General features: G+C 60.3%; 21 protein-coding genes. 7 read left to right on the top strand and 14 right to left on the bottom strand.

The annotated features are described in order from the left end of the window. Positions 1–21: 21 nt before the first annotated feature. Positions 22–1,506, bottom strand: coding sequence for an ABC transporter substrate-binding protein (locus SIAM614_RS01140; protein ID WP_040438714.1), 1,485 nt, complete (start codon positions 1,504–1,506; stop codon positions 22–24). Further along, positions 1,493–2,818 carry an acetylornithine deacetylase/succinyl-diaminopimelate desuccinylase family protein gene (locus SIAM614_RS01135; RefSeq protein WP_006931380.1) on the bottom strand — a complete coding sequence of 442 codons (1,326 nt, stop codon included), beginning with the start codon at positions 2,816–2,818 and terminating at the stop codon, positions 1,493–1,495. Before SIAM614_RS01135 ends, SIAM614_RS01140 begins: the two co-directional genes overlap by 14 nt. Positions 2,819–2,903: 85 nt before the next feature. Here SIAM614_RS01135 and SIAM614_RS32850 point away from each other — a divergent pair, with 85 nt between their 5' ends. Further along, positions 2,904–3,443, top strand: coding sequence for a PAS and helix-turn-helix domain-containing protein (locus SIAM614_RS32850; protein ID WP_040438712.1), 540 nt, complete (start codon positions 2,904–2,906; stop codon positions 3,441–3,443). Between the two features lie 114 nt (positions 3,444–3,557). Here the strand turns inward: SIAM614_RS32850 and SIAM614_RS01125 are convergent, their stop codons facing one another. From SIAM614_RS01125 to SIAM614_RS01100, 6 genes are all read right to left on the bottom strand, one after another. Continuing rightward, complete coding sequence (locus SIAM614_RS01125) at positions 3,558–4,412, bottom strand: fumarylacetoacetate hydrolase family protein (protein WP_006931378.1); 855 nt, start codon at positions 4,410–4,412, stop codon at positions 3,558–3,560. 77 nt (positions 4,413–4,489) lie between these two features. Next, complete coding sequence (locus SIAM614_RS01120) at positions 4,490–5,434, bottom strand: ABC transporter substrate-binding protein (RefSeq protein ID WP_006931377.1); 945 nt, start codon at positions 5,432–5,434, stop codon at positions 4,490–4,492. Between the two features lie 71 nt (positions 5,435–5,505). Continuing rightward, positions 5,506–6,510, bottom strand: coding sequence for an ABC transporter permease (locus SIAM614_RS01115; protein WP_006931376.1), 1,005 nt, complete (start codon positions 6,508–6,510; stop codon positions 5,506–5,508). Next, positions 6,507–8,033 carry a sugar ABC transporter ATP-binding protein gene (locus SIAM614_RS01110; RefSeq protein WP_006931375.1) on the bottom strand — a complete coding sequence of 509 codons (1,527 nt, stop codon included), beginning with the start codon at positions 8,031–8,033 and terminating at the stop codon, positions 6,507–6,509. Before SIAM614_RS01110 ends, SIAM614_RS01115 begins: the two co-directional genes overlap by 4 nt. A gap of 37 nt (positions 8,034–8,070) precedes the next feature. Continuing rightward, positions 8,071–8,826, bottom strand: coding sequence for an SDR family oxidoreductase (locus SIAM614_RS01105; RefSeq protein WP_198137242.1), 756 nt, complete (start codon positions 8,824–8,826; stop codon positions 8,071–8,073). A gap of 43 nt (positions 8,827–8,869) precedes the next feature. Next, positions 8,870–10,396, bottom strand: a complete 1,527-nt coding sequence (locus tag SIAM614_RS01100; protein WP_006931373.1) for a UxaA family hydrolase — start codon at positions 10,394–10,396, stop codon at positions 8,870–8,872. A gap of 206 nt (positions 10,397–10,602) precedes the next feature. On the opposite strand from SIAM614_RS01100, the gene SIAM614_RS01095 reads away from it, so the two are divergent. The 4 genes from SIAM614_RS01095 to SIAM614_RS01080 all read left to right on the top strand — a co-directional run bounded on the left by SIAM614_RS01095 (position 10,603) and on the right by SIAM614_RS01080 (position 13,705). Next, positions 10,603–11,316, top strand: a complete 714-nt coding sequence (locus SIAM614_RS01095; protein ID WP_006931372.1) for a GntR family transcriptional regulator — start codon at positions 10,603–10,605, stop codon at positions 11,314–11,316. Positions 11,317–11,401: 85 nt separating this feature from the next. After that, positions 11,402–12,454: an aldo/keto reductase gene (locus SIAM614_RS01090; protein ID WP_006931371.1), complete on the top strand. Its 1,053-nt coding sequence runs from the start codon at positions 11,402–11,404 to the stop codon at positions 12,452–12,454. Then, positions 12,444–12,875, top strand: coding sequence for an RbsD/FucU family protein (locus SIAM614_RS01085; RefSeq protein ID WP_040438708.1), 432 nt, complete (start codon positions 12,444–12,446; stop codon positions 12,873–12,875). Before SIAM614_RS01090 ends, SIAM614_RS01085 begins: the two co-directional genes overlap by 11 nt. After that, positions 12,872–13,705, top strand: coding sequence for an amidohydrolase family protein (locus SIAM614_RS01080; RefSeq protein ID WP_006931369.1), 834 nt, complete (start codon positions 12,872–12,874; stop codon positions 13,703–13,705). Before SIAM614_RS01085 ends, SIAM614_RS01080 begins: the two co-directional genes overlap by 4 nt. A 410-nt stretch (positions 13,706–14,115) precedes the next feature. On the opposite strand, the gene SIAM614_RS01075 is transcribed toward SIAM614_RS01080, so the two are convergent. Beyond that, positions 14,116–16,473 (bottom strand): 1-deoxy-D-xylulose-5-phosphate synthase N-terminal domain-containing protein, encoded by a 2,358-nt coding sequence (locus tag SIAM614_RS01075; RefSeq protein WP_006931368.1) that lies wholly within the window; start codon positions 16,471–16,473, stop codon positions 14,116–14,118. Positions 16,474–16,583: 110 nt separating this feature from the next. Here SIAM614_RS01075 and SIAM614_RS01070 point away from each other — a divergent pair, with 110 nt between their 5' ends. Then, the gene (locus SIAM614_RS01070; RefSeq protein WP_006931367.1) at positions 16,584–17,066 is read left to right on the top strand and encodes an Lrp/AsnC family transcriptional regulator; all 483 of its coding nucleotides are present in this window, start codon (positions 16,584–16,586) and stop codon (positions 17,064–17,066) included. Between the two features lie 190 nt (positions 17,067–17,256). Here the strand turns inward: SIAM614_RS01070 and SIAM614_RS01065 are convergent, their stop codons facing one another. Beyond that, positions 17,257–18,459 carry a methionine gamma-lyase gene (locus SIAM614_RS01065; RefSeq protein WP_040438705.1) on the bottom strand — a complete coding sequence of 401 codons (1,203 nt, stop codon included), beginning with the start codon at positions 18,457–18,459 and terminating at the stop codon, positions 17,257–17,259. A gap of 113 nt (positions 18,460–18,572) precedes the next feature. Between SIAM614_RS01065 and SIAM614_RS01060 the strand changes: the two genes are divergently transcribed. After that, positions 18,573–19,031, top strand: coding sequence for an Lrp/AsnC family transcriptional regulator (locus SIAM614_RS01060; RefSeq protein ID WP_006931364.1), 459 nt, complete (start codon positions 18,573–18,575; stop codon positions 19,029–19,031). A gap of 17 nt (positions 19,032–19,048) precedes the next feature. Here the strand turns inward: SIAM614_RS01060 and SIAM614_RS01055 are convergent, their stop codons facing one another. The 4 genes from SIAM614_RS01055 to SIAM614_RS01040 are packed head-to-tail and all read right to left on the bottom strand — an operon-like array spanning position 19,049 to position 22,375. Continuing rightward, complete coding sequence (locus SIAM614_RS01055) at positions 19,049–19,999, bottom strand: branched-chain amino acid ABC transporter permease (RefSeq protein ID WP_006931363.1); 951 nt, start codon at positions 19,997–19,999, stop codon at positions 19,049–19,051. Next, positions 19,999–20,889, bottom strand: coding sequence for a branched-chain amino acid ABC transporter permease (locus SIAM614_RS01050; RefSeq protein ID WP_006931362.1), 891 nt, complete (start codon positions 20,887–20,889; stop codon positions 19,999–20,001). Before SIAM614_RS01050 ends, SIAM614_RS01055 begins: the two co-directional genes overlap by 1 nt. Beyond that, complete coding sequence (locus SIAM614_RS01045) at positions 20,886–21,605, bottom strand: ABC transporter ATP-binding protein (protein ID WP_006931361.1); 720 nt, start codon at positions 21,603–21,605, stop codon at positions 20,886–20,888. The genes SIAM614_RS01050 and SIAM614_RS01045 overlap by 4 nt, the downstream gene beginning before the upstream one ends. Beyond that, complete coding sequence (locus SIAM614_RS01040) at positions 21,602–22,375, bottom strand: ABC transporter ATP-binding protein (protein ID WP_006931360.1); 774 nt, start codon at positions 22,373–22,375, stop codon at positions 21,602–21,604. The genes SIAM614_RS01045 and SIAM614_RS01040 overlap by 4 nt, the downstream gene beginning before the upstream one ends. Between the last annotated feature and the right edge of the window lie 9 nt (positions 22,376–22,384).

The following is a 22,384-nucleotide window of genomic DNA, read 5'->3' as shown; positions in this document are numbered from 1 at the left end:
GCATCTTCTGTGCAGTTCGGATCAGTCTTCCCAGTAGACCGCCGTCAGGTCCGTTGCCTGGGTCGGCTGGTTTTCCCAGAGGCCCTTGATCTTGGCATCGGCGATGGTCGGGAACGCGAGCTGGAACAGGTAGGTGTTGACGTAATCCTTGGAGATCATCTCCTGGGCCTGTTTCAACAAGACTGACCGTTTTTCCGGATCGTCCTCCGCCGTCAGATCGGCAAAGAGCTTCTGGAAGTCCGCATTGTCATACTGGAAATAGTAGTCCGGCCGGGCATAGATGCCGATATCCATCGGCTCGGTATGGCTGACGATCGTCAGGCCAAAATCCTTGCCCTTGAACACCTGTTCCAGCCACTGCGCCCATTCCAGATTGCTGATCTCGGTTTCGATGCCGACAGCGCGCAGCTGTGCCGCGATGATCTCCCCGCCACGGCGGGCGTAGGAAGGCGGCGGCAGCTTGAGCGTGGTGGTGAACCCCTCCGCGTAACCGGCCTCGGCCAGCAGCTTCTTGGCAAGTTCCGGATCGTACTGGCTGTTCGCCGTCAGATCGACGTAATCAGGACTATGCGGCGCGAAATGGGTGCCGATCGGCGTGCCGTAGCCGAACATGGCGCCATCGATGATCGCCTGCCGGTCAACCGCATGGGCAATCGCCTCACGCACCTTGATGTTGTCGAGCGGCGGCAGCTTGTTGTTGGCGGCAAGAATGGTCTCGCCTTCGGTCGAGCCGACCAGCACCTGGAAGCGGGAATCGGCTTCGAACTGCGGCAGGTTTTCCGGTGCCGGAAAACCGACAAAAGCATTGACGTCTTCCGCCATCACGGCAGCAAAGGCCGCCGTCGGATCGGAAATGAACTTGAAGGTGACCTTGTCGAGCTTCGCCGGTTCACCCCAGTAATCGGCGTTCTTTTCCAGATCGATACGGTCGCCCTGCACCCAGTTGGTGAACTTGAAGGCACCCGTGCCGATTGGCTTACTCTTGATATCGCCGATGGATTCCGGCGCGACGATAACCGCATCGCCCCAGGCCATGTTGAACAGGAAACTGCCGTTCGGCTCCTTGAGCGTCACTTTCACGGTCAGCGGATCAACCACTTCGACGGTTTCGATGCCGGTGAACAGCGCCTTTTGCGCGTTCTGGCTATCGTCGGCGCGTGCACGATCCAGACTGAACTTGACGTCGTCTGCCGTCAGATCCGATCCATCATGAAATTTCACGCCTTCATGCAGCTTGAAGGTGTAGGTCTTGCCGTCCTCGGAAATCTCCCAGCTTTCGGCAAGGCCCGGGTTGACCGAGCCATCGGGGCCGAAGCGGGTCAGCCCTTCGAAGACGTTGGAATAAAGAACGGAATCAATCGCGCCCGCAGCGGCACCAGTCGGGTCCAGATGAGGCGGTTCCAGTTGCATGGCCACCACGATATCGCTCTTTGCATGGGCCACTCCCATGCTCGCTGCCAGTGCCAAAGCACTGACCAGACCCAATCCAAACTTACGCAAACGCATGACTTCCCCCTTTATTGAGGCTGCTTTCGCAAGGCCTTGCCAACAGCTCGATCAGCGAACGGCCCATCACCTTCGCAGAATCGAGCATGTCATCCACTCCCACATATTCGTCCGGTTTATGTGCCAGATCCAGAATGCCCGGGCCATAGGCGATGCAATTTTTCAGTTTACCGATGCGGTCGATGTGCTTCTGGTCGTATGTGCCCGGACTGACGACATACTCCGCTTCACGGCCCATGGTCTCGGCAATCGCCTTGGCGACGGTCCGCACGACGGGTGCGTCCTTTTCCGTCATGGTCGGCAGCACCCTGTGCAATTCGCGCAGGTCATAGCGGAACTTGTCGCGCCGGCCTTCGACCGTCTTCAGCACTTCCAGAACTTCCGCCTGCACGTCGTCGATGTTTTCCTCCAGCAGGAACCGGCGGTCGATCACCATCCGGCAACTGTCCGGCACGCAGGGGCTCGGAAGGCCGGTGAAATCCGCTTCACCTTCCGACTGGCCACCGTGGATGGAATTGATGTTGAGCGTAGACTGCTTGGCCCCTTCCGGGACCACAGGCATTTCGGTTCGCTTTTGCGCAAGCGCCGGAAACAGGCTCTGCTCCATTTCGTCGATCACCGCGCCCATGTGCCGGACGGCGCAATCACCGAGGAACGGCATCGAGCCATGGGCGATCTCCCCGAAGGTTTCCAGTTCCGCCCACCAGACGCCTCTGTGACCGAGGCAGATACGGTCCTTGTTGAGCGGTTCGGGAATGATGACATGCTGAACCCGGTCCGGGCTGAAGTAGCCCTTGCCTGCGAGATAGGCGACGCCGCCGTAGCCACCTGATTCCTCGTCCGCCGTGCCGCTGATCTCGATGGCCCCGGCGAAATCCGGGCAGACCGCCAGGAAAGCCTCGGCCGCGACGATGCTGGCGGCAAGGCCGCCCTTCATGTCGCAGGCACCCCGGCCATAGATCTTGCCGTCGATGAGTTCTCCACCGAAGGGATCTTTCGTCCAGCCGTGGCCAACGTCGACCACATCGATATGACTGTTGAAATGCACGCATTCGCCGGGGCGGTCGCCATCGCGGCGCGCGATGATGTTCCAGCGCGGATATCTGTCGCTGTCGCCCGGTGTGCCGTGGGCCCGGATCAGTTCGATGTCGAAACCGGACCTGGACAGTCGCTTCTGAAGATAGTCGCAGATTTCCCGGTAGTTCTCGCCGGGAGGGTTGAGCGTGGGAATACGCAGAAGGTCCTGCGTCAGCGCGATCAGATCTTCGCGTCTTCCGTCAATTTCACGGATCAGATCGTCTGCAAGCGCCATCCTGTCCCACCTCCCGTTGGAAAATCAGGCGAGAACTATGCTACCGTCAATCTACGGTGCCAATACCGTAGGAACACGGTGAACCATGGAAGACCTCGACCAACTCGCTTTTGAAAATGCCCCCATGGGCCTTGCGCTGACCGAGAACCGCATCATCCGCGCCTGCAACCAGACATTCGTGGAGATGTTCGGGTTCAAGAAGGATCAGTTGATCGGCCAGAGTTTCCGGCTGCTTTACGGCACGGACCAGGAGTTCCACCAGATTCGCGACATCGGTCTGGAGCCCCTGCGCCGGTCGCTGCCCTATACGGACGAACGGCTGATGCGGCGTTCCGATGGAACGCCGATCTGGTGCCGGTTCCGGGCCCGCACCCTGACGCCGGAAACACCGCTGGCGCGGATCGTCCTGAGTTTCGCCCTGATCGACAATGCAGCCGCGGGTCCGAAACTGACACCGCGCGAGCGCGACGTTCTGCTGCTCCTGTCCCAGGGCCAGACCAGCAAGGAAATGGGGCGCGTGCTGAATCTTTCCCCCAGAACTGTCGAGGACGTGCGGGCAAGGCTCCTGAAGAAGTTTCAGGTCAAAAGCGTTGCCGTGCTGTTGTCCAGGCTTTCCGGACAATAGCGGGCTGCCACCTGCCCGGCTTCAGGCGTTTTGACCTGGGCCGTGCCAACATACGCCGACGGCCGAACGCGTTACCGCATTCGGCCGTAACTCTACGTGGTGAAGCCTGAGGGATCAGGCCTTGGTGACCTTCTGGGTCTGGCTGCCCAGCTTGTCGACGCCCAGTGTCATGACTTCGCCGCCCTTCAGATAGACCGGCGGCTTCTGGCCCATGCCGACGCCCGGAGGCGTGCCGGTGGAGATGACGTCTCCCGGCTGCAGGCTCATGAAGCGGCTGAGATAGGAAATCAGGAAGGGCACGCGGTAGACCATGGTCTTGGTGGAACCGTTCTGGTAGCGCTTGCCGTCGACTTCCAGCCACATGCCGAGATCGTCGAAGTTGCCGACTTCATCCGGCGTCACCAGCCAGGGGCCGATCGGGCCGAAGGTATCGCAGCCCTTGCCCTTGTCCCAGGTGCCGGAGCGTTCGATCTGGAATTCGCGTTCGGACACATCGTTGACGACGCAGAAGCCGGCGACATGGCTCATCGCATCGGCTTCCTCGATATAGGCACCACCCTTGCCGATCACGACGCCGAGCTCGACTTCCCAGTCGGTCTTCTGCGATCCGCGCGGGATCTTCACGTCATCATCGGGACCAACGACGGCTGAGGTCCACTTGTTGAAGACCACCGGTTCCGGCGGAACGTCCATGCCGGATTCGGCAGCGTGGTCGGCGTAGTTGAGGCCGATGCAAATGAACTTGCCAATGTTGCCGACACAAGGTCCGACGCGCAGATCCTGCTGGGGTGTTCCTTCAACCAGCGGCAGAGAAGCGACATCAAGCCCCTGAAGGCGCTGAATGCTTTCAGGCAGCAGAGCATCGCCGGAAATATCCGCGACAACGGAAGACAGGTCACGAACACGGTTGTCGGCATCGAGAACACCGGGTTTTTCCTGTCCCGGCGCGCCATATCTCAGCAATTTCATAAAGGATCGTCCTTGCATGGTTGGAGCCCGGTCGCAGATGCAACCGGGCTCGATGGGTTTGGTTACGACAAAATCGATCAGTCGTACAAGACAGCAGCGATCTTCGGATCGTCAATGTTGGACTTGTCGTAGTAGTAGAAGCCGGTATCGATGTGGGCGGGAACTTCCTTGCCCTGAGAGGCTTCAAGCGCCGCTTTCACGGTCTCGTAGCCGATACCGACCGGGTTCTGGGTGATCGCACCCGCCATGACGCCATTGCGGATGGCATCCTTCTGGGCCTTGCCGCTGTCATAACCGATGATGACGACGTCGGACTTGCCCATTTCGGAGACACCGTTGACGACACCCAGGGCCGAGCCTTCATTGGCACCGAAGATGCCCTTCAGGTCCGGGTTGGCCGTCAGGATGGCCTTGGTGAGTTCGGTCGACTTCAGATGGTCGCCGCCACCGTACTGAACGGTCACCACCTCGATATCCGGGTGCTTCGCCTTCATCTGGTTGACAAAACCATCCACGCGGTCGATGCCGGTTCGGCTGGTCTGGTCATGTGCCACGACGGCGACCTGGCCAGCTCCGCCGATCAGATCGGCCATCTTATCTGCGGCCAGAGCGGCGGCTGCGATGTTGTCGGTGGATGCGGTCGACACCGGAATGTCACTGTCGACACCGCTGTCAAAAGCGATGACCGGGATGCCCTTTTCCTGAGCCTGCTTCAGCAGCGGAATGGCCGCCTGGCTGTCGAGAGCCGCGAAGCCGATAGCCGTCGGGTTCTTGGCGAGCGCAGCGGCCAGCATGTCGATCTGGCGGTCGACCATGGTCTCGTTGTCCGGGCCTTCGAAGGTGATCGTAACGCCCATTTCCGAGGCGGCCTGATCTGCACCGGCCTTCACGGCCTGCCAGAACTGGTGCTGGAAGCCCTTGGAGATCAGCGGAATGTAGGTCTCCTGGGCGAAGGCGAAGTTACCCGAAAGCATCAGAGCGGCTGCGCTTGCGGCTCCGATAAGAGTACGTCTGTTCAGCATATTCCTCTCCTTTGGTAGAAACGGACGGAAGGTCCGATAGTCGGGGCATTGTCGCCCTCTTGTGGTTTCACTCAGGCTTTGCGCCTGCGCACCATGTCCGCGTAAACGGCCAGGATGATGATTGCGCCGGTCACCACCGTCTGCCACTCCTGGGCGACGGACAGGACGCGCAAACCGTTGGTCAGGACAGCCATGATCAGCGCTCCGATCAAGGTGCCCAGAACCGTGCCGCGGCCGCCGGACAGCGATGTGCCACCGATCACGACAGCCGCGATGGCTTCCAGCTCATACCCCAGGCCGAGCGCAGGCTGGGCAGAGTTGAGGCGCGATGCGATCAGGATGCCGGCGATGCCGCAGATGGAGCCAGCCAGGGCGTAGACCGACATCTTCCAGAAATCGGTGTTGACGCCGGACAGGCGGACCGCCTCTTCGTTGGAGCCCAGCGCGAAGGTATAGCGGCCAAGAACCGTGCGGCCGAGAATGTAGGATGCGGCCCCGGCCACCAGGAACAGGATCAGAACCCCGTTCGGGATCGGCAGAGCCGGAAAAATGTCACCAATCAGCGAACCGCGGGAAATCAGGTCGAAGCCCGGCGTGTCGTTGAAATAGATCGGCCGGGTTCCGGAAATCACCAGCGACAGGCCTTTCAGGATCAGCATCATGCCGAGTGTCGCGATAAAGGGCGGGATTTTCATTTTTGCAATGAAGGTGCCCGAACACAGGCCGCAGAGAGCCCCCGTTGCAATGGCGGCAATCACGCCAAGCGGCAACGGCATGCCGAGATTTGTCAGCACGACGCCTGCTATCACCGCACAGAATGTCATCAAGGTTCCAACGGACAGATCGATACCGCCCGTGATGATTACCAGGGTTGCCGCAACCGCCAGCACGCCATTGACGGAGGTCGCCTGAAGGATGGCGATCATGTTGGAGGTCTGCATGAAGTTGGGCGATGCGATCGAGAAGCCGATCAGCAAAAGAACCAGGCTGGCGAAGGCCAGCAATTTCTGGTGCGCCCCGGTCTCGATCAGACGTGCAACGAGCGACGGCGAAGAGGACGGATTGACGGCGGTCATTGCTGGTATCCTTCTGGCTGCATGGATGGCGCCCGAAGCGTCGCCAGGTGCATGATGTCTTCCTGGGTGGTGCTTTCACCTCCCGGCAGGATGCCGGTCAGCCGCCCTTCGCACATGACGGCGATGCGATGGCTGAGCCGCATGATTTCAGGCAATTCCGAGGATATGACGATGATCGCCCTGCCCTCATTCGCCAATGCTTTCAGCAGTTTGTAGATTTCCGACTTGGCGCCGACGTCGATGCCACGGGTCGGCTCATCGAAGATCAGGATGTCGCAATCCCGGTAAAGCCATTTGGCGATGACGACCTTCTGCTGGTTGCCGCCGGAGAGCAGCCGGACTTCCTGCCTGTCGGACGGCGTGCGGATTTCCAGCTTGGCGATATAGTCCTGCGCAGTCTGGCGCATGGCGTCTTCACGCAGGACACCGAACCGGCTGGAAAAACGGTCCAGACTGGCCAGCGCCACGTTGGTGCGCACATCCATGCCGGTGGCAAGGCCAAAATGCTTGCGGTCCTCGGAGAGATACCCGATCCCTGCGCGCACCGCGTCGGAGGGTTTCGATATCGAGCGGGGCGTGCCGTGAACCCGGATTTCGCCGCTGTCGCGCGGGTCTGCGCCGAAAATGGCACGCGCCACTTCCGTCCGCCCGGCGCCCATCAACCCGGCGAAACCCAGGATCTCGCCCTTCTTGACGGAAAAGCTGACATCGCGGATCTCGCGGCCCCGGTTCAGCCCGCGCACATCCAGCACGGTCTCCGCATTGGACAGATCAGGGATGACGATGGCTTCGCTGGTCAACTCCCGGCCAACCATCATGGAAATGATCTTGGAAACGGGCGTTTCCGCCGCATCGACCGTTCCGACATAGGCGCCATCGCGCATGACCGTCACCCGGTCGGCGATCTGCTTCAGTTCGTCCATCTTGTGGCTGATGTAGATGATACCGACACCATCGGCCTTCAGGCGGCGGATGATGGTGAAGAGTTCGGCGATTTCCGCGTCATTCAGTGCGGCAGTCGGCTCGTCCATGATGAGAACGCGGGAGCGGTAGGACAGCGCCTTGGCGATCTCGACCATCTGCTGGCGCGCAATGGTCAGTTCGCCGACAATCGTCTTCGGGTTCATCTTCAGGTTCATCGACTTGAAGATCTCAAGCGCCCCGGCATTGAGCGCCACCTCGTCCAGACGGCCGAAACGCTTGCGCGGTTCCCGGCCGATGAAGATGTTCTGGGCAACCGTCAGGTCGTTCATCAGGCTGAGTTCCTGGTGAATGATGCCGATGCCGAGCGCCTGCGCGGCTCTGGGGCCGTCGATCTCGACCGCCTGGCCGTTGACCAGCAGTTCACCGCCGTCCTTTGGGTAAATGCCGGACAGGATCTTCATCAGCGTCGACTTGCCGGCGCCGTTTTCTCCCATCAGCGCGTGCACTTCACCGCTGTTCAGGTCGAAGCTGACATTCTTGAGGGCATGCACGCCGGGGAAGCGTTTTTCGATCCCCGTCATCCTCACCAGATTTGTCATGGCGCGATCCTCCCAAACCGCGACAAAGGGGCCACCGTCAGATGGTGACACCTCCGTCGACCAGAAGTGCCTGACCGGAAACGAACCGGCTCTCGTCAGACAGCAGGTAGACGACCATCGGCGTCATGTCGTCGACGGTCGCCAGACGGCCCATGGGCTGCCGGGCAATGAAGTTTTTCTCCGCTTCCACGGGATCAGGCGCAGAGGCGATGCGTCCGCGCAAGGACGGGGTGTCGACGGTGCCCGGGCACAGCGCGTTGCAGCGGATGCCTTCCTTCACGAAGTCTGCCGCGACACCCTTGGTGAGGCCAATCACGGCCGCCTTGGTGGCACCATAGGCGGTGCGCATCGGAAAGCCTTTGATGGACGATGCCATTGACGCCATGTTCAGGATCGAAGCGGTTCCGGTGGCCTTGGCCCGTTCGCGCATACCCGGCAGGAAAGCCTGGGTCATGCGGTACATGGAGGTGACGTTCAGCTCGAAGCTGAAGGCCCAGTCGTCTTCGCTGATGTCAAGAACCGTGCCGTTATGAACAAAGCCCGCACAATTGAAGAGGCCATCGAGCGCAGGCAATTCGGCTGCCAGGGCGTCGATGGCCGCGCGGTCGCAAACGTCCAGTTTGTGGATCTCGATACCGGGGCACCCCGTGGGAAGCGTCGACAGCGCTTCCTCGTTGATGTCGGCCGCATAAACCTTCGCGCCTTCTCTGGCGCAGGCAATCGCGCTTGCACGGCCAATGCCCTGCCCGGCCGCTGTCACCAAAATTGTTTTATCTTTCAAGCGCACTGAAATCCTCCTGAAGGCCCGCGTATTTTTTCACATCTTATGGATGCGATTACATCACCGCACCGATCTGCCACGGCACGAATTCAACACCGCCGAAGCCGAGTTCCTCACTCTTGGATTGTTTGCCCGAGGCGACGGTAATGATCATTTCGAAGATCTCCTCACCCTTGGCTTCCAGGCTGACGTTTTCGGAGATGATGTCACCGCAATTGATGTCCATGTCTTCCGACATACGGCCATACATCTCGCTGTTGGTGGCAAGCTTGATGCAAGGTGTCGGCATGTAACCCGAGACGGAACCGCGCCCGGTCGTGAAGACAATGATGTTGGCACCGGAGGCGATCTGGCCGGTCACCGAGCACGGATCGAAGCCAGGGCTGTCCATGAAGACAAAGCCCTTCTTGTCGATCGGTTCCGCAAACTTGTAGACGTCAACCAATGGCGCGGAGCCGCCCTTGGCAGCCGCACCGAGCGACTTTTCCAGGATAGTCGTCAAGCCGCCGCGCTTGTTGCCTGGGGACGGATTGTTGTCCATCTCGCCGCCATTGCGGGCTGTGTAGTCTTCCCACCAGCGCACGCGCTCGATCAGCTTCCTGCCGACATCGACAGACACGGCTCGCCGGGTGAGAAGATGTTCCGCGCCGTAGATCTCCGACGTTTCGGACAGGATGGTGGTGCCGCCGTGACGGACCAGAAGATCGGATGCGATCCCGAGGGCCGGATTGGCCGTGATGCCGGAATATCCGTCCGAACCGCCGCACTGCATGCCGACGGTGATTTCAGAGACCGGCACCGGTGTGCGCTCGGCCTTGTTGGCAAGTTCGGCAAGCGCCCGCAATTCCTTCAGCCCAGCCTCGATGGTCTTGCGCGTGCCGCCTGTCTGCTGAATGGTCATATAGCGCAGATCGCCATCCGGGCGGATCTTGCGGTCACCGATGAGGTCGGCAATCTGCATGACCTCGCAACCGAGACCAATCAGCAGGATGGCTGCGAAATTCGGATGCTGGGCATAACCGGAAAGGGTCCGGAACAGGGTTGCATAGCCTTCGTCCTTGCCGGACATGCCGCAACCGGTGCCGTGAACGATGGGAACGATCCCATCCACATTCGGAAACTCTTCCAGCAAACCGGACTTTTCTGCAGCCTCCGCAATGAACTTCGCGACGGAACCGGAGCAGTTCACCGAGGTCAGGATCCCGATATAATTGCGCGTACCGGCGCGCCCCGTCTGACGGCGGTAGCCGAGAAAGGTGCGCTCTTCAGTTACCGGCTCCAGGGGAACGGAGGCTTCGGCGTGCTGATAGTCCTGGCTGTGCTCACCCATGCCAAGGTTATGCACATGCACATGCTCTCCCGGCCGGATGTCAGCTTTCGCCTGGCCGATGATCTGGCCGTAACGGATGACGTTTTCGCCAGCCGAGATCGGTTTGCAGGCAATCTTGTGGCCGCGCAGGATCTGTCCGGGAATGGGCCCTTCGACGTGGGAAACGCTGGCGCCGGCCGCAATGTCCTGAAGGGCGATGACCACGTTGTCATCGGCATTCAGAAGGATTGAATTGGCATGTGGTTGCAACACGTCTGTCTCCCCGCTACGGCCGGCTTGGTCGGTCCACCCTGCCATCAATAGATGACTTGGGCTCACGCAACCTTTTGACGAATATCGGCTTTTCACTTCGCTCAGGACGCCTGAGAAGGAATGCCGATCTGGCCGGTCTTTCTTCACGATTAGCTTGACAGGGCAACTGTGTCAACTAACATGTTAGCATTCTAATCGAGTTGACAATGTCCCTGAACAGCGAACAAGACTTTCCCGAGATCACCCTGCCCGACATCGGCAAACTGTCCGGTTCGCTGGCGCAGCGTGTCTACGAGGCCCTGCGCACCGCCATCCTCGCCATGGACCTGCCGCCGGGAACTCCGCTCAAGAAGCAGGTCATCTGCGATCAGCTCGGCGTCTCCCGCTCCCCCGTGACGGAAGCCATCACCCGGTTGGCCGGCGAAGGTCTGGTGGAGGTCATTCCCCAGTCAGGGTCGCGCGTCACCAAGTTTTCAATGTCCGAAATTCGTGAAGGTGCGTTTCTTCGGGAAGCGATTGAACTGGCGGCGGTATCAAAAGTCGCCTCTGAGCGGACCGAGGAACAGCTTCTTGAGTTGAACCGCAACATGCGCCTTCAGGCCCTTTGCCTGGAAGACCACGATGAAGCCGGGTTTTATCGGGAGGACGAGCATATGCACGAGCTCATCTTCTCGTTCACCGGGTATCCGAAACTCAACACGCTTGCCGCCACCGGCTGGGTGCAGGTGAACCGGGCGCGGCAATTGCTGCTGCCCATGCGCGGCCGTGCCTTTGAGGCCTATGACGAACACCGGGTCATCGTCGAGGCGATCCGCGACCGCGATCCGGAACGGGCCCGACAGGCCATGAAAAAGCACCTGAGTGAACTTGTCAGCCGTCTGGAACCGCTCGCCGAAACCAGACCGGATCTGTTCGACTGACACCTGGCCCTTCGGCCCGACACAAGACCGCAGGTCATGCGGCGCAAAATCAATCCGACCCCGGGGAAATGTCCAAAGGAAACACATGACCGCCTTGAAAACACAGCGGCTGAACGGCAGAACCGCAAGACCCATCGACCTGACGGAGATGGGTTTCGGCGGCGCGCCGCTCGGCAATCTTTATCGCAAGGTCTCTGAAGACGATGCCCAGGCCGCGTTGCAGGCGGCCTTTGACAACGGCATCCGCTACTTTGATACGGCACCGCAGTATGGCCTCGGCCGTTCGGAAATGCGCTTCGGTGTTGCAATCAAACGCTTCGGCCGTGGCAACATCCAGCTTTCGACCAAGATCGGTCGCCTGCTGCTGGACTGCGAGCCGCATGAAGTCACACCGGAAGCCTTTGTCGACGTTCCGCAGAAACGGATCGTCTTCGACTACAGCTACTACGGCGTCATGCGCAGCTACGAGGCAAGCCGACAGCGGCTGGAGGTCGCCAATGCGGACATCCTTTTCGTGCATGATGTCTGCGCCTTTTCTCAAGGCTCTCAGGAAGCAAGCGATGCACGCGTTCGCGAACTCTTCGATCTTGGCGGCTACAAGGCCCTGACCGAGTTGAAAGAGGCCGGTGAGATTGCCGCCATCGGCGCCGGGGTGAATGAATGGCAGGTGTGCCAGAAGCTGCTGGGCCTTGCCGATTTCGACTGTTTCCTGCTGGCCGGCCGCTACACGCTTCTCGAACAGGACGCCCTTGAGAGCTTCCTGCCGCTTTGCGAACAGCGCGATGTGGGCATCATTCTGGGCGGGCCCTATAATTCCGGCATTCTGGCAACGGGCGCCGTTCCCGGTGCGAAATACAATTATGCCGATGCGCCGGAGGAGATCCTGGAGCGCGTGCGCAAGATCGAGGAGGTTTGCCGGAACCACTCGGTCCCTTTGATCGCGGCCGCCCTGCAATTCGTGCTTGGGCATCCAAGCGTGAAAACCGTCATCCCCGGCGCGGTGAACGCTGCCGAGGTGGAAGCCAATATCGCGCTTCTACACACCGATATTCCGGCAGCGCTCTGGTCGGACCTCAGGTCCGCCAAGCTGATCCGTCCCGATGCCCCCTTGCCGAGCGAGACCAGCCATGTTGCGTAACCTTCCCCCCATCCTGAGCCCTTCGCTGCTTTATGCCCTCAGAGCCATGGGCCACGGCGACGAGATTGCCATTGTCGACGCCAACTTTCCGGCGGAAAGCTCCGGCCCCGATTGTGTTCGCCTCGACGGCATATCGGCAACCGACACGCTGAAGGCGATCCTGTCGGTAATGCCGCTCGACACTTTCGTTCCGGCGCCCGCCAGGACGATGCAGGTGGTCGGCGATCCCGATGCGGTGCCCGAGATCGTTGCCGAGTTTCAGACCATCATCGACGGCACCGCCGACAAACCTGCGCAGATCGAAACGCTTGAGCGTCACGCCTTCTATGAAGCGGCCAGCAGTGCCTTCGCCGTGGTTCAGACAGGGGAAACCCGTCTTTACGGCAACATCATCCTGACCAAGGGCATTATCGAACCATGAGACTGGATGCACATCAGCATTTCTGGGCCCTTGACCGTGGCGACTATGGCTGGCTGACGCCGGACCTCGAACTGATCTATCGCGATTTCGGCCCGATCGACCTCACACCGTATCTTGACCGGTTCGGGATTGAGGGCACGATCCTGGTCCAGGCGGCGCCGACCGTGGCGGAAACCCGCTATATGCTGGACCTTGCCGATGAGAACGACTTCATCAAGGGCGTTGTCGGCTGGGTGGATTTCGAGGCGGCAGAAGCGCCGGACCAGATTGCCGATCTGGCTGGCAACCCGAAGCTGGTCGGGCTCAGGCCGATGATCCAGGACATCGAAGATCCCGACTGGATGCTGCGCCCGGACCTTATGCCCGCATATCAAGCGCTTATCGAGCATGACCTCGTTTTCGATGCCCTCACCCTGCCACAGCATCTGCCGAACCTTTTGACAATCGCAGATCGACATCCGGACATGCGCATCGTCGTCGACCATGGCTCCAAACCGCATATCGCGGATGGCCGGATGAACGGCTGGGCAGAGGACATGGCCGCCATTGCGCGGGAAACTTCAGCCTTCTGCAAGCTTTCTGGCCTCGTGACCGAAGCCGGCTCAGATTGGACCACAGAGACCTTGCGCCCCTATGTGGCCCACCTGCTGGACACCTTTGGTCCGCACCGTCTGATCTGGGGCAGCGACTGGCCGGTCTCTACCCTCGCCTGCTCCTATGAGGACTGGATCGGGATCACCGATGTGTTGCTGAGTGACCTTGATGAAGCAGAACGGCTGGCCGTTCTAGGTGGGAATGCGGAGCGGGTTTATCTCGAGAGGGCGGATTAATTCTCACCCTCGTGCTGAGGAAGGTCGATAGGCCTCTCTCAAAGGATAAGCCAGCTATTCGGAGCAAGCGGCCCATCCTTCGAGACAGCGCTTGCGCGCTTCCTCAGGATGAGGCTGAGTGTAGTTGAATCTGGTACAATCCGTCCCGGTGCTGCAGCGACGGCTACCCGGCCTGTCCGCTGAATGACTTTGAACACCTTGCTACGGCGTCACCCCGGACAAGCGAAGCGCTGATCCGGGGTCCATTCGCAGTGCCGCTTGCTGAAGCCCGCGTCTTTTCAAAAGTGATTGTCATTCGCCCACGTTCTGGAAATGAGTGGGCCCCGGGTCTCCCTTCGGTCGCCCGGGGTGACATCATAGTCTGGCGCTGGCTTCGGTATCATACAGCCGTCGGTGACTGACCAAGCGCTCTAAACCCGCCGCCCCGGGGTCAGTCCATTCACCTTCTCTATGATCGAGGCCGCGTCGACGCCGAAGTGCCGGTAAAGATCGCCGATCGTGCCCGTCTGGCCGAAATGTTCGACACCGAGCGGGATGGTCTGGTGACCGGCGACACCACCGAGCCAGGCGAGCGTCGCGGGATGGCCGTCGATCACGGTGATCAGCTTGCAGTGGCTTGGCAGATCTCCCAGAAGCAGCTCGATATGAGATCTGGCCGTTGCATTGCCGCGGGACCGTGCCCTTTGTGCTGCTGTCCATCCGGCGTTGAGGCGGTCGGCGGAGGTGACGGCCAGAACGCCGACATCGCGCCGGTTGCCGGCGAGTTCTCCTGCCGCCTTGATGGCTTCAGGAGCCACGACACCCTGATAGGCAATCACCACTTCGCAATTGGGCCCCGGTTTGCGCAGCCAGTAGGCACCGTCGATGGCGCCCTGGCGGAAGGCATCGTCCGCCCGTTTGACAGGTTGTTCGATCGGGTTGGTCGACAGGCGCAGATAGACCGAGCCGCCGGTCTCGTCGCGCAGCCAGGTTCGTTCATCCGGATCGCCCTCGCCATCCCGCTGCAGATAGTCGAAGGCCCACTCCATGATCACGGCAAGTTCGTCGGCAAAGGCCGGTTCGAATGCGGCCAGTCCGTCCTGGCTCATGCCGATCAGCGGCGTGCCGATGGACTGGTGCGCACCGCCTTCCGGCGACAGGGTGACGCCTGACGGTGTGCCGACAATCATGAAGCGGGCATCCTGATAACAGGCATAGTTGAGGGCATCGAGGCCGCGGCAGACGAAGGGATCATAGACCGTGCCGATGGGGATCAGCCGTTCGCCGAAGAGCGAATGAGAAAGACCGGCAGCTCCCAGCAGTAGGAACAGGTTCATCTCGGCGATGCCAAGTTCGATATGCTGGCCTTCCGGCGTGAACTCCCATTTCGCGGTCGACGGGATCCGGTGTTCGATGAAGGCGTCGGCCATTGCCTTGCGGGCAAAGAGCTTGCGACGGTTAACCCAGGGCCCGAGGTTGGTCGTGCCGGTGACATCCGGCGACGTGGTGACGATGCGCTCTGCCAGCTTGCTGTCGCCCTTGGAAAGGTCGTCCAGCACCTTGCCGAAGGCCATCTGGGTGGAAATATCCCGGTCCGAGGCGATCTCGATGGCAGGCACGGCGATCTTGTCATCAGAGAAGCGGCGCGTGCCTTTGGCAAAGAAGGGTACCTGATCCAGAAACGCTTTCAGCGCGCCAACGTCCTGAACGGTCGCAAACGGCTCCCATTCCTCTCCTTCGACAACACCCATGTGCTTTTGCCACGCGGCCATCTGGGACTTGTTCATCAGGCCGCCGTGATTGTCCTTGTGACCTGCAATCGGCGTGCCCCAGCCCTTGATGGTGTAGGCAAGGAAGCAGGTCGGCTTGTCATGATCGATGGCGCCAAAGGCCTCCGCCATGGTCTCGGTACAGTTGCCGCCGAGATTTTCCATGAGATCCGCCAGTTCGTCGTCCGAGCGGCGGTCGATCAGCGCGGTGACATCGCCCTGGTCGCCCAGATCATCCATCAGGCGTTTGCGCCAGACGGCGCCCCCCATGAAGGTGAGCGCGGAATATTCCTGATTGGAGCAATCGTCGATCCACTGGCGCAGCTTGTCGCCACCGGGTTCGGCAAAGGCTGCGCGCTGCAAGGCACCGTATTTGATCCGGACCACCTGCCAGCCGAAGGCATCGAAGATCTTCTCGACACGGTCGAAGAGCCCCTCGCGAACAATGCCGTCGAGCGACTGACGGTTATAGTCGATGATCCACCAGCAGTTCCTGAGGTCGTTCTTCCAGCCCTCCTGCAGGGCTTCGTAGACATTGCCTTCGTCCAGTTCAGCATCGCCGACCAGCGCGATCATGCGGCCAAGCGGTTTATCGCCGGACCAGCTTTTGGCGGCGATGTAGTCCTGGACCAGCGAGGCGAAGGAGGTAATCGCGACGCCGAGCCCAACCGAACCGGTGGAGAAATCGACATCATCGATATCCTTGGTGCGCGAAGGATAGGACTGGACGCCGCCGTAGCCCCGGAAGTTTTCCATCTTCTCACGCGTCTGATTGCCCATCAGATACTGGATCGCATGAAAGATCGGCGAGGCATGCGGCTTGACCGCGACCCGGTCTTCCGGCCGCAGCACCGAGAAATAGAGCGCCGTCATGATGGAAACCATGGAAGCCGAACTTGCCTGATGCCCACCGATCTTGATGCCATCCACTTTCGGACGGATGTGGTTGGCGTGGTGGATCATCCAGTGTGACAGCCACAGCAGGCGCTGTTCGATGGTCTTCAGGTGCTCGGTGCTCATGGAGGCGTTCCCGTTAAATGCGTACTCGACGTTACTCTAGCTTCGGACAAGAACCGGTTTCTTGCTATTTCCTAATCTTTTCGGTTAAGTCTTGGTGACTTCCACCAAGAATGGAGCCTCTCTTGGCGATTTCCGACACGCTCGACACATTTGATATCCAGATCCTGCGAGAACTGCGCCAGAATGGCAGAATATCGATTCAGGATCTTTCCGAGCGTATCGGCCTGAGCGCGACCCCGGCCGCCCGCCGCCTGCGGCACCTGGAAGAGCGCGGCATCGTGACCGGATATTGCGCTCTGATCGACGAGGTGAAGCTCGGCTACGAGGTCTCGGTTTTTGTGTCCGTGCAACTCGACAAGCAGATCGACGTCACGCTGGACCAGTTCGAAGCTGCCATTCAGGCGTTTCCGGAAGTCGTCGACTGCTGGCTGATGACCGGTAACCGGGACTATCTCCTGCGCGTGGCAACTACCGGGCTCGCGGCCTTCGAGACCTTCCTGACCGGGAAACTCACCAAGGTGCCGGGTGTCGCCAATATCGAAAGCTCCATTCCGCTGAGACGCGTCAAGTCCGGCGTCGCGCGGACGCCGTGATCTGGGCCGGCCGCCGACCCTGTCACTTGCTCATGCCCTCAGCTCACGTCCCCCTCATTCCCTCTCCTTCACCATTCCTTCGCCTCCCCAACTCCCTCATCCTGAGGAAGCGCGAAGCGCTGTCTCAGGATGAGGTTGAGAGGAGGAGAGGATCTGGAGGTCCGCGGAAAGACTTGGGCGTTGACTGAGTTCAGGCCGCCGCCGCAACAGGAACCTGCGGCATTGCCTGCGCCATGTCTTCCAGGATGTCTTCGAGGTCTTCCAACCCAACGGACAGGCGCACGAGACCGTCGCTGATGCCGTGGGCAGCGCGTTCTTCCAGGGTGTAGGTGGAATGGGTCATGGAGGCCGGGTGCTGGATCAGCGTTTCGGCATCGCCCAGGGACACGGCCCGCTGGATCATCTTCAGGCCATTCATCATGGAAATACCGGCTTCCAGACCGCCCTTCAGTTCGAAGGCGATCATGCCACCCGGCTGGCTCATCTGCCTTTTTGCCAGTTCGTGCTGCTCATAGCTTTCAAGGCCCGGGAAATAGACCTTTGACACCGCGGGGTGGGCTTCCAGCCACTCGGCGACTTTCTGGGCAGAAGCACAGTGCCGGTCCATGCGCAGGGCTAGAGTCTTCAGGCCGCGCAGGATCAGCATGGCGTTGAACGGGGCCATCACGGCGCCGGTCATATCCTTCATGCCGACAAGGCGGATTTCCTGGATCTGTTCGGCCCGTCCGGCAACGAGACCGGCGACGACGTCGCCATGACCGCCCAGATACTTGGTGGCCGAATGCAGAACGAGGTCGGCGCCGAGTTCGATCGGGCGCGTCAGATAGGGCGTGGCATAGGTGTTGTCGACGATCACCGTGGCGCCAGCTTCATGGGCAATTTCCGAAACGTGGCTGATGTCGACAAGGCGCATGTTCGGGTTGGCCGGGGTCTCGAAATAGACAACGCGGGTCTTGTCGGAAATGACGCTGCGCAGGTTTTCCGGGTCGGTCAGGTCCACATGGGTGATCTTGATGCCGAACTTGGTCAGGCCATGGCGCATATAGACAAAGGTGCAGCCGTAGAGGGTTTCATCGACGATGATCTCGTCCCCCGGTGCCACGAGCGTCCAAAGGGTCGATGTGATAGCGCCCATGCCGGACGACAGGGCGAGACCTGCCTCCGCTCCTTCCAGATCCGCGATGCGGCGCTCCAGCAGATTCAGCGTCGGGTTGGAAATGCGGCTGTAGATGTGCCCTGCCCGCTCGCCGGCAAACATCTCGCCCCCGGCCTCGGCCGTCTCGAATACGAAAGTTGAGGTCAGATGCAGCGGCGGTGTCAGCGAACCCTCGTTATCATGCGGATTGTAAGCGAGGTGGATCGCGCGGCTGGCAAAACCCTTGTAGGCACTCATGGCTGTCTCCCTGATTTCAGCCTGAGCAATATGATCCAACTTCGAGGGCTATAGATTTCGAAATCTATCAGTGGTAGTTATCAAATTAGCAGAATCTGCCAATCGAGAGCAAAATGGACACGAAAGACCGCCAGATCATCCGCGCCCTGCAGCGGGATGGCCGCATGACCAATCAAGACCTGGCGGAGGCGGTCAATCTGTCACCCTCACCCTGCCTGCGCCGGTTGCGGAACCTGGAAGCCTCCGGGGCTATCAAGGGGTTTTCAGTGGATGTGGACGCTGCCGCCTACGGACTGCCGATCACGGTCTTTGTCCGCATCCGGCTGGAGCGGCACAACGAGGAGGATGTGCGCCGGTTCGAAAGCCGGATACAGACCATCGAGGAGGTTCTGGAATGCCACGTCCTGACCGGTGCGATGGATTATCAGCTTCGTGTGGTCGTGTCGGATCTTGAAGCCTATGAGACTTTCATTCGCAGTCGCATTCATCCGATCGGCGGCATTGCGTCGATCGATACCAGTTTCGTCTATGGCACCGTCAAGAAGACGGCGGTGTTTCCACCGCTCGCCTGACCTGACGGGCCATCCAGCTATTCCTGCCGGAACTTCACCGGAGGAGATTTTTCCGGCAGCAACCCGGACCGGAAACGTTGCAGCACCACTTGCAGAAGCAGGCCCACCAGCAGCATCCGGATGAAGGAACTGCGGGTCGCCCATTCCGGTGGCAGGCGGTTGGTGAAGATCTCTGTCACCGACCACAGCGTCCAGATGGTCAGCGCGCCGAGAATGGCACCCTTGTTGTTACCGGAACCACCAGCCATCAGCATTACCCAGACCAGGAAGGTCACCAGCAGCGGATCGGTGGCTGTCGGCGACAGGAAGCGGAAATAATGCGCCGACAGGGCGCCCGCGATCCCCATGATGGCGCAGCCGATGACGAAGGTCTGGATCCTGAATTTCTCGACGTTCTTTCCGGCAGCCGCCGCCGATGCCTCATTGTCGCGGATTGCGCGCAGGCTGCGGCCCCACGGGCTGTCGTGAAGGCGGGAGGCTGCCAGATAGACCAGCAGCACCACGAACCAGACAAAGCCTAGAAACACGATGTCGCCCATGCGTCCGGTGGTGAGATCCGCCAGAGGCCTTGGAATGCGGGACAGGCCCAGGCTGCCGTTGGTGAGCCAGCTTTCGTTGACGATGACCAGCCGCAGGATCTCGGCGATCCCGATGGAGGCCATCGCCAGATAATCGCTTTTGAGACGCACGCAGATCCTGGCGACCGCCCAGCCGGCCAGCCCTGCGAGAATGGCAGCCCCGACCAGTCCAAGCGGCACAGGCAGGCCGAAGCCCCCGAGGTGTTTGGAAGAGGCCGAGGTTGTCAGGATCGCCGAGGTATAGGCGCCGACGCCATAGAACCCGGCGATGCCGGCATTGAACAGCCCGCCCATGCCCCATTGCACATTCAGCGCGAGGCAGAGGATTGCATAGATCCCGCCCAGGATCAGAAGGCTGACGGCATAGAAAAAGAGACCGGTGAGTTCCATCAGAGCAACCTCCCCTTGAAGAGGCCCTGGGGCCGGAAGATGAGCAGCCCGATCATCAGGACAAAAGCGACCGCCGTCTTGTAGGACGGCGAAATGAGCGCATCGTCGCCAATCCAGTGATAGGACGACAGTTCCTCGGCCAGGCCGATGATGAAACCGCCTGCCATTGCGCCCATCGGCTTGCCGATCCCACCCAGAATGGCGGCGGCGAACATCGGCATCAGCAGGTTCCAGCCCAGATTGGGGTGCGCGCTGGTGTTGAGCGCGGCAAAGGTTCCGGCAATGGCCGCCAGAGCCGCGCCGATGATCCAGGTCCAGCGAATGACCTTGGCCGTATCGAGGCCGGAGACTTCGGCCAGTTCCGGATCGTCGGCAACCGCCCGCATGGACCGACCGGTTCTGGTCACGGTCAGGAAGTAGTGCAGAAGCACGGCGATGATCGCGGTTGAGATCACCGCCTGCAGGTGCAGGACGGAAATCCGGAACGTATCGAACAGCACAAGCGGCGGTTTGACACCGGTGGAGAAGACCTGGTTCTGCGATCCCCAGACCAACTGAACGATCGAGCGGAAGACCAGCGCGATACCGAAGGACGAGATCACCGTGTAGATGGTCGGCAGTTCGCGCAGCGGCTTGTAGAAATAACGGTCGACCAGCAGCGCCGAGACAATGGTGAGCGCCATGCCGAAGGGGATCAGCAGAAGCGGATTGACCGGCACGATGGCGGCCATGGCCAGCACACCGTAGGTGCCCAGGGTCATCAGATCGCCATGGGCGAAATGGGCAAAGCGCAGGATGCCGAAGATCATGGAAATCCCGACTGCGCCGAGCGCATAGATGCTGCCGATGGCCAGCGCCGGGAACAGATAGAAGTTCACGAACTCGATCATGCGGCCGCTCCCCCGAGGAAGAGGCGCCGGACGTCTTCATCGGCAAGCAGTTCCTTGCCGGTACCGCTGGCATAATTCCGGCCATTCACCAGGATATGGCCGTGGTCGGCAATCTGCAGGGCCTGGCGGGCATTCTGTTCCACCATCAATATCGTGATCCCGGTTTTGCGGATGTCGATGAGCAGGTCGAAGATCCGCTCCAGATAGGCAGGCGACAGCCCGGCTGTCGGCTCGTCCAGAAGCACCAGCTTCGGGTCGCTCATCAAGGCGCGGCCCATGGCAACCATCTGCCGCTGTCCGCCGGAAAGCTCGCCCGCAGGCTGTTTCAACTTGTCCCGAAGGTCCGGAAACAGGTTAAGCACGCGCTCGCGCGTTGCCGCTTTATCCTTTGGTGGAGCTGCATAGGTTCCGACATCAAGGTTTTCGTCTACGGACATGGTGGCAAAGACGTTTTTCGTCTGAGGCACTGCGGAAACACCGAGCGGAACAAGAGCCGATGTCTTGCAGCCTGAAAGCTCTTTCTCGCCGAGTTTGATCGATCCGGCGGAAACGGTAGTCAGTGCGAAGATCGTTTTGAGCAGGGTAGACTTGCCGGCACCGTTCGGTCCGAGAATGACCGCGATTTCACCCGGCTCGACCGTCAGCGACACGTCTTCGATGATCGGCGGGCCGCCATAACCGGCGCTGACGCCCGAGACGGAAAGTCGTTCGGTCATAGCTGCGCCTCATATTTTCCGCCGCCGAAATAGGCTTCGATCACGCGTTCGTCGTTACGCACCTCTTCAACCGAGCCTTCGGTCAGAAGTGAGCCCTGCGCCATTACCAGCACGTGGTCGCACAGCTTGGAGACGTAATCGAGATCATGCTCGATCAGACAGAAGGTCAGTCCCCGCTCCCGGTTCAGCATCAGGATCTTGTCTGCCAGTTTCGACAAAAGCGTGCGGTTGATGCCGGCCCCGATCTCGTCCAGCAGGATGATCTTGGGGTTGCGCATCAAGGCGCGGCCGAGTTCGACCAGCTTCTTCTGACCGCCGGAAAGATTACCGGCCTTTTCGTCGATGACATGGTCCAGCTCAAGCAGCCGCACGGTGTCCCGCGCTGTCTCATAGATCTGCCGTTCCTCGGCCTGATAATGCCCACGCCGGAAAATCACGTTGAAGACATTCTCGCCTTCCGGTGCCGAGGCGGAGGCCATCAGGTTTTCCAGGACGGAGAGATGCCCGAATTCATGCGGTATCTGAAAGGTGCGTGCGAGACCTGCCTTGGCCCTTTGATGGGGTTTGAGCGCAGTGATGTCCTTCCCGTCCAGAAGCACCCGGCCGGCGCTTGGCCGGATCGCGCCTGCGATGACGTTGAAGGCGGTTGTTTTTCCCGCACCATTGGGCCCGATCAGGCCTGTGATGCGGCCTGCGTCGATCTTGAAGCTTGCATGGTCAATGGCCCGCAAACCGCCAAAATCGACGCAGATTTTATCCAGCTCAATCACACTGTTGCC

The organism is Roseibium aggregatum IAM 12614 (assembly GCF_000168975.1).
Lineage (GTDB): Bacteria > Pseudomonadota > Alphaproteobacteria > Rhizobiales > Stappiaceae > Roseibium > Roseibium aggregatum.
This window is presented reverse-complemented; position numbering and strand designations above follow the sequence as displayed.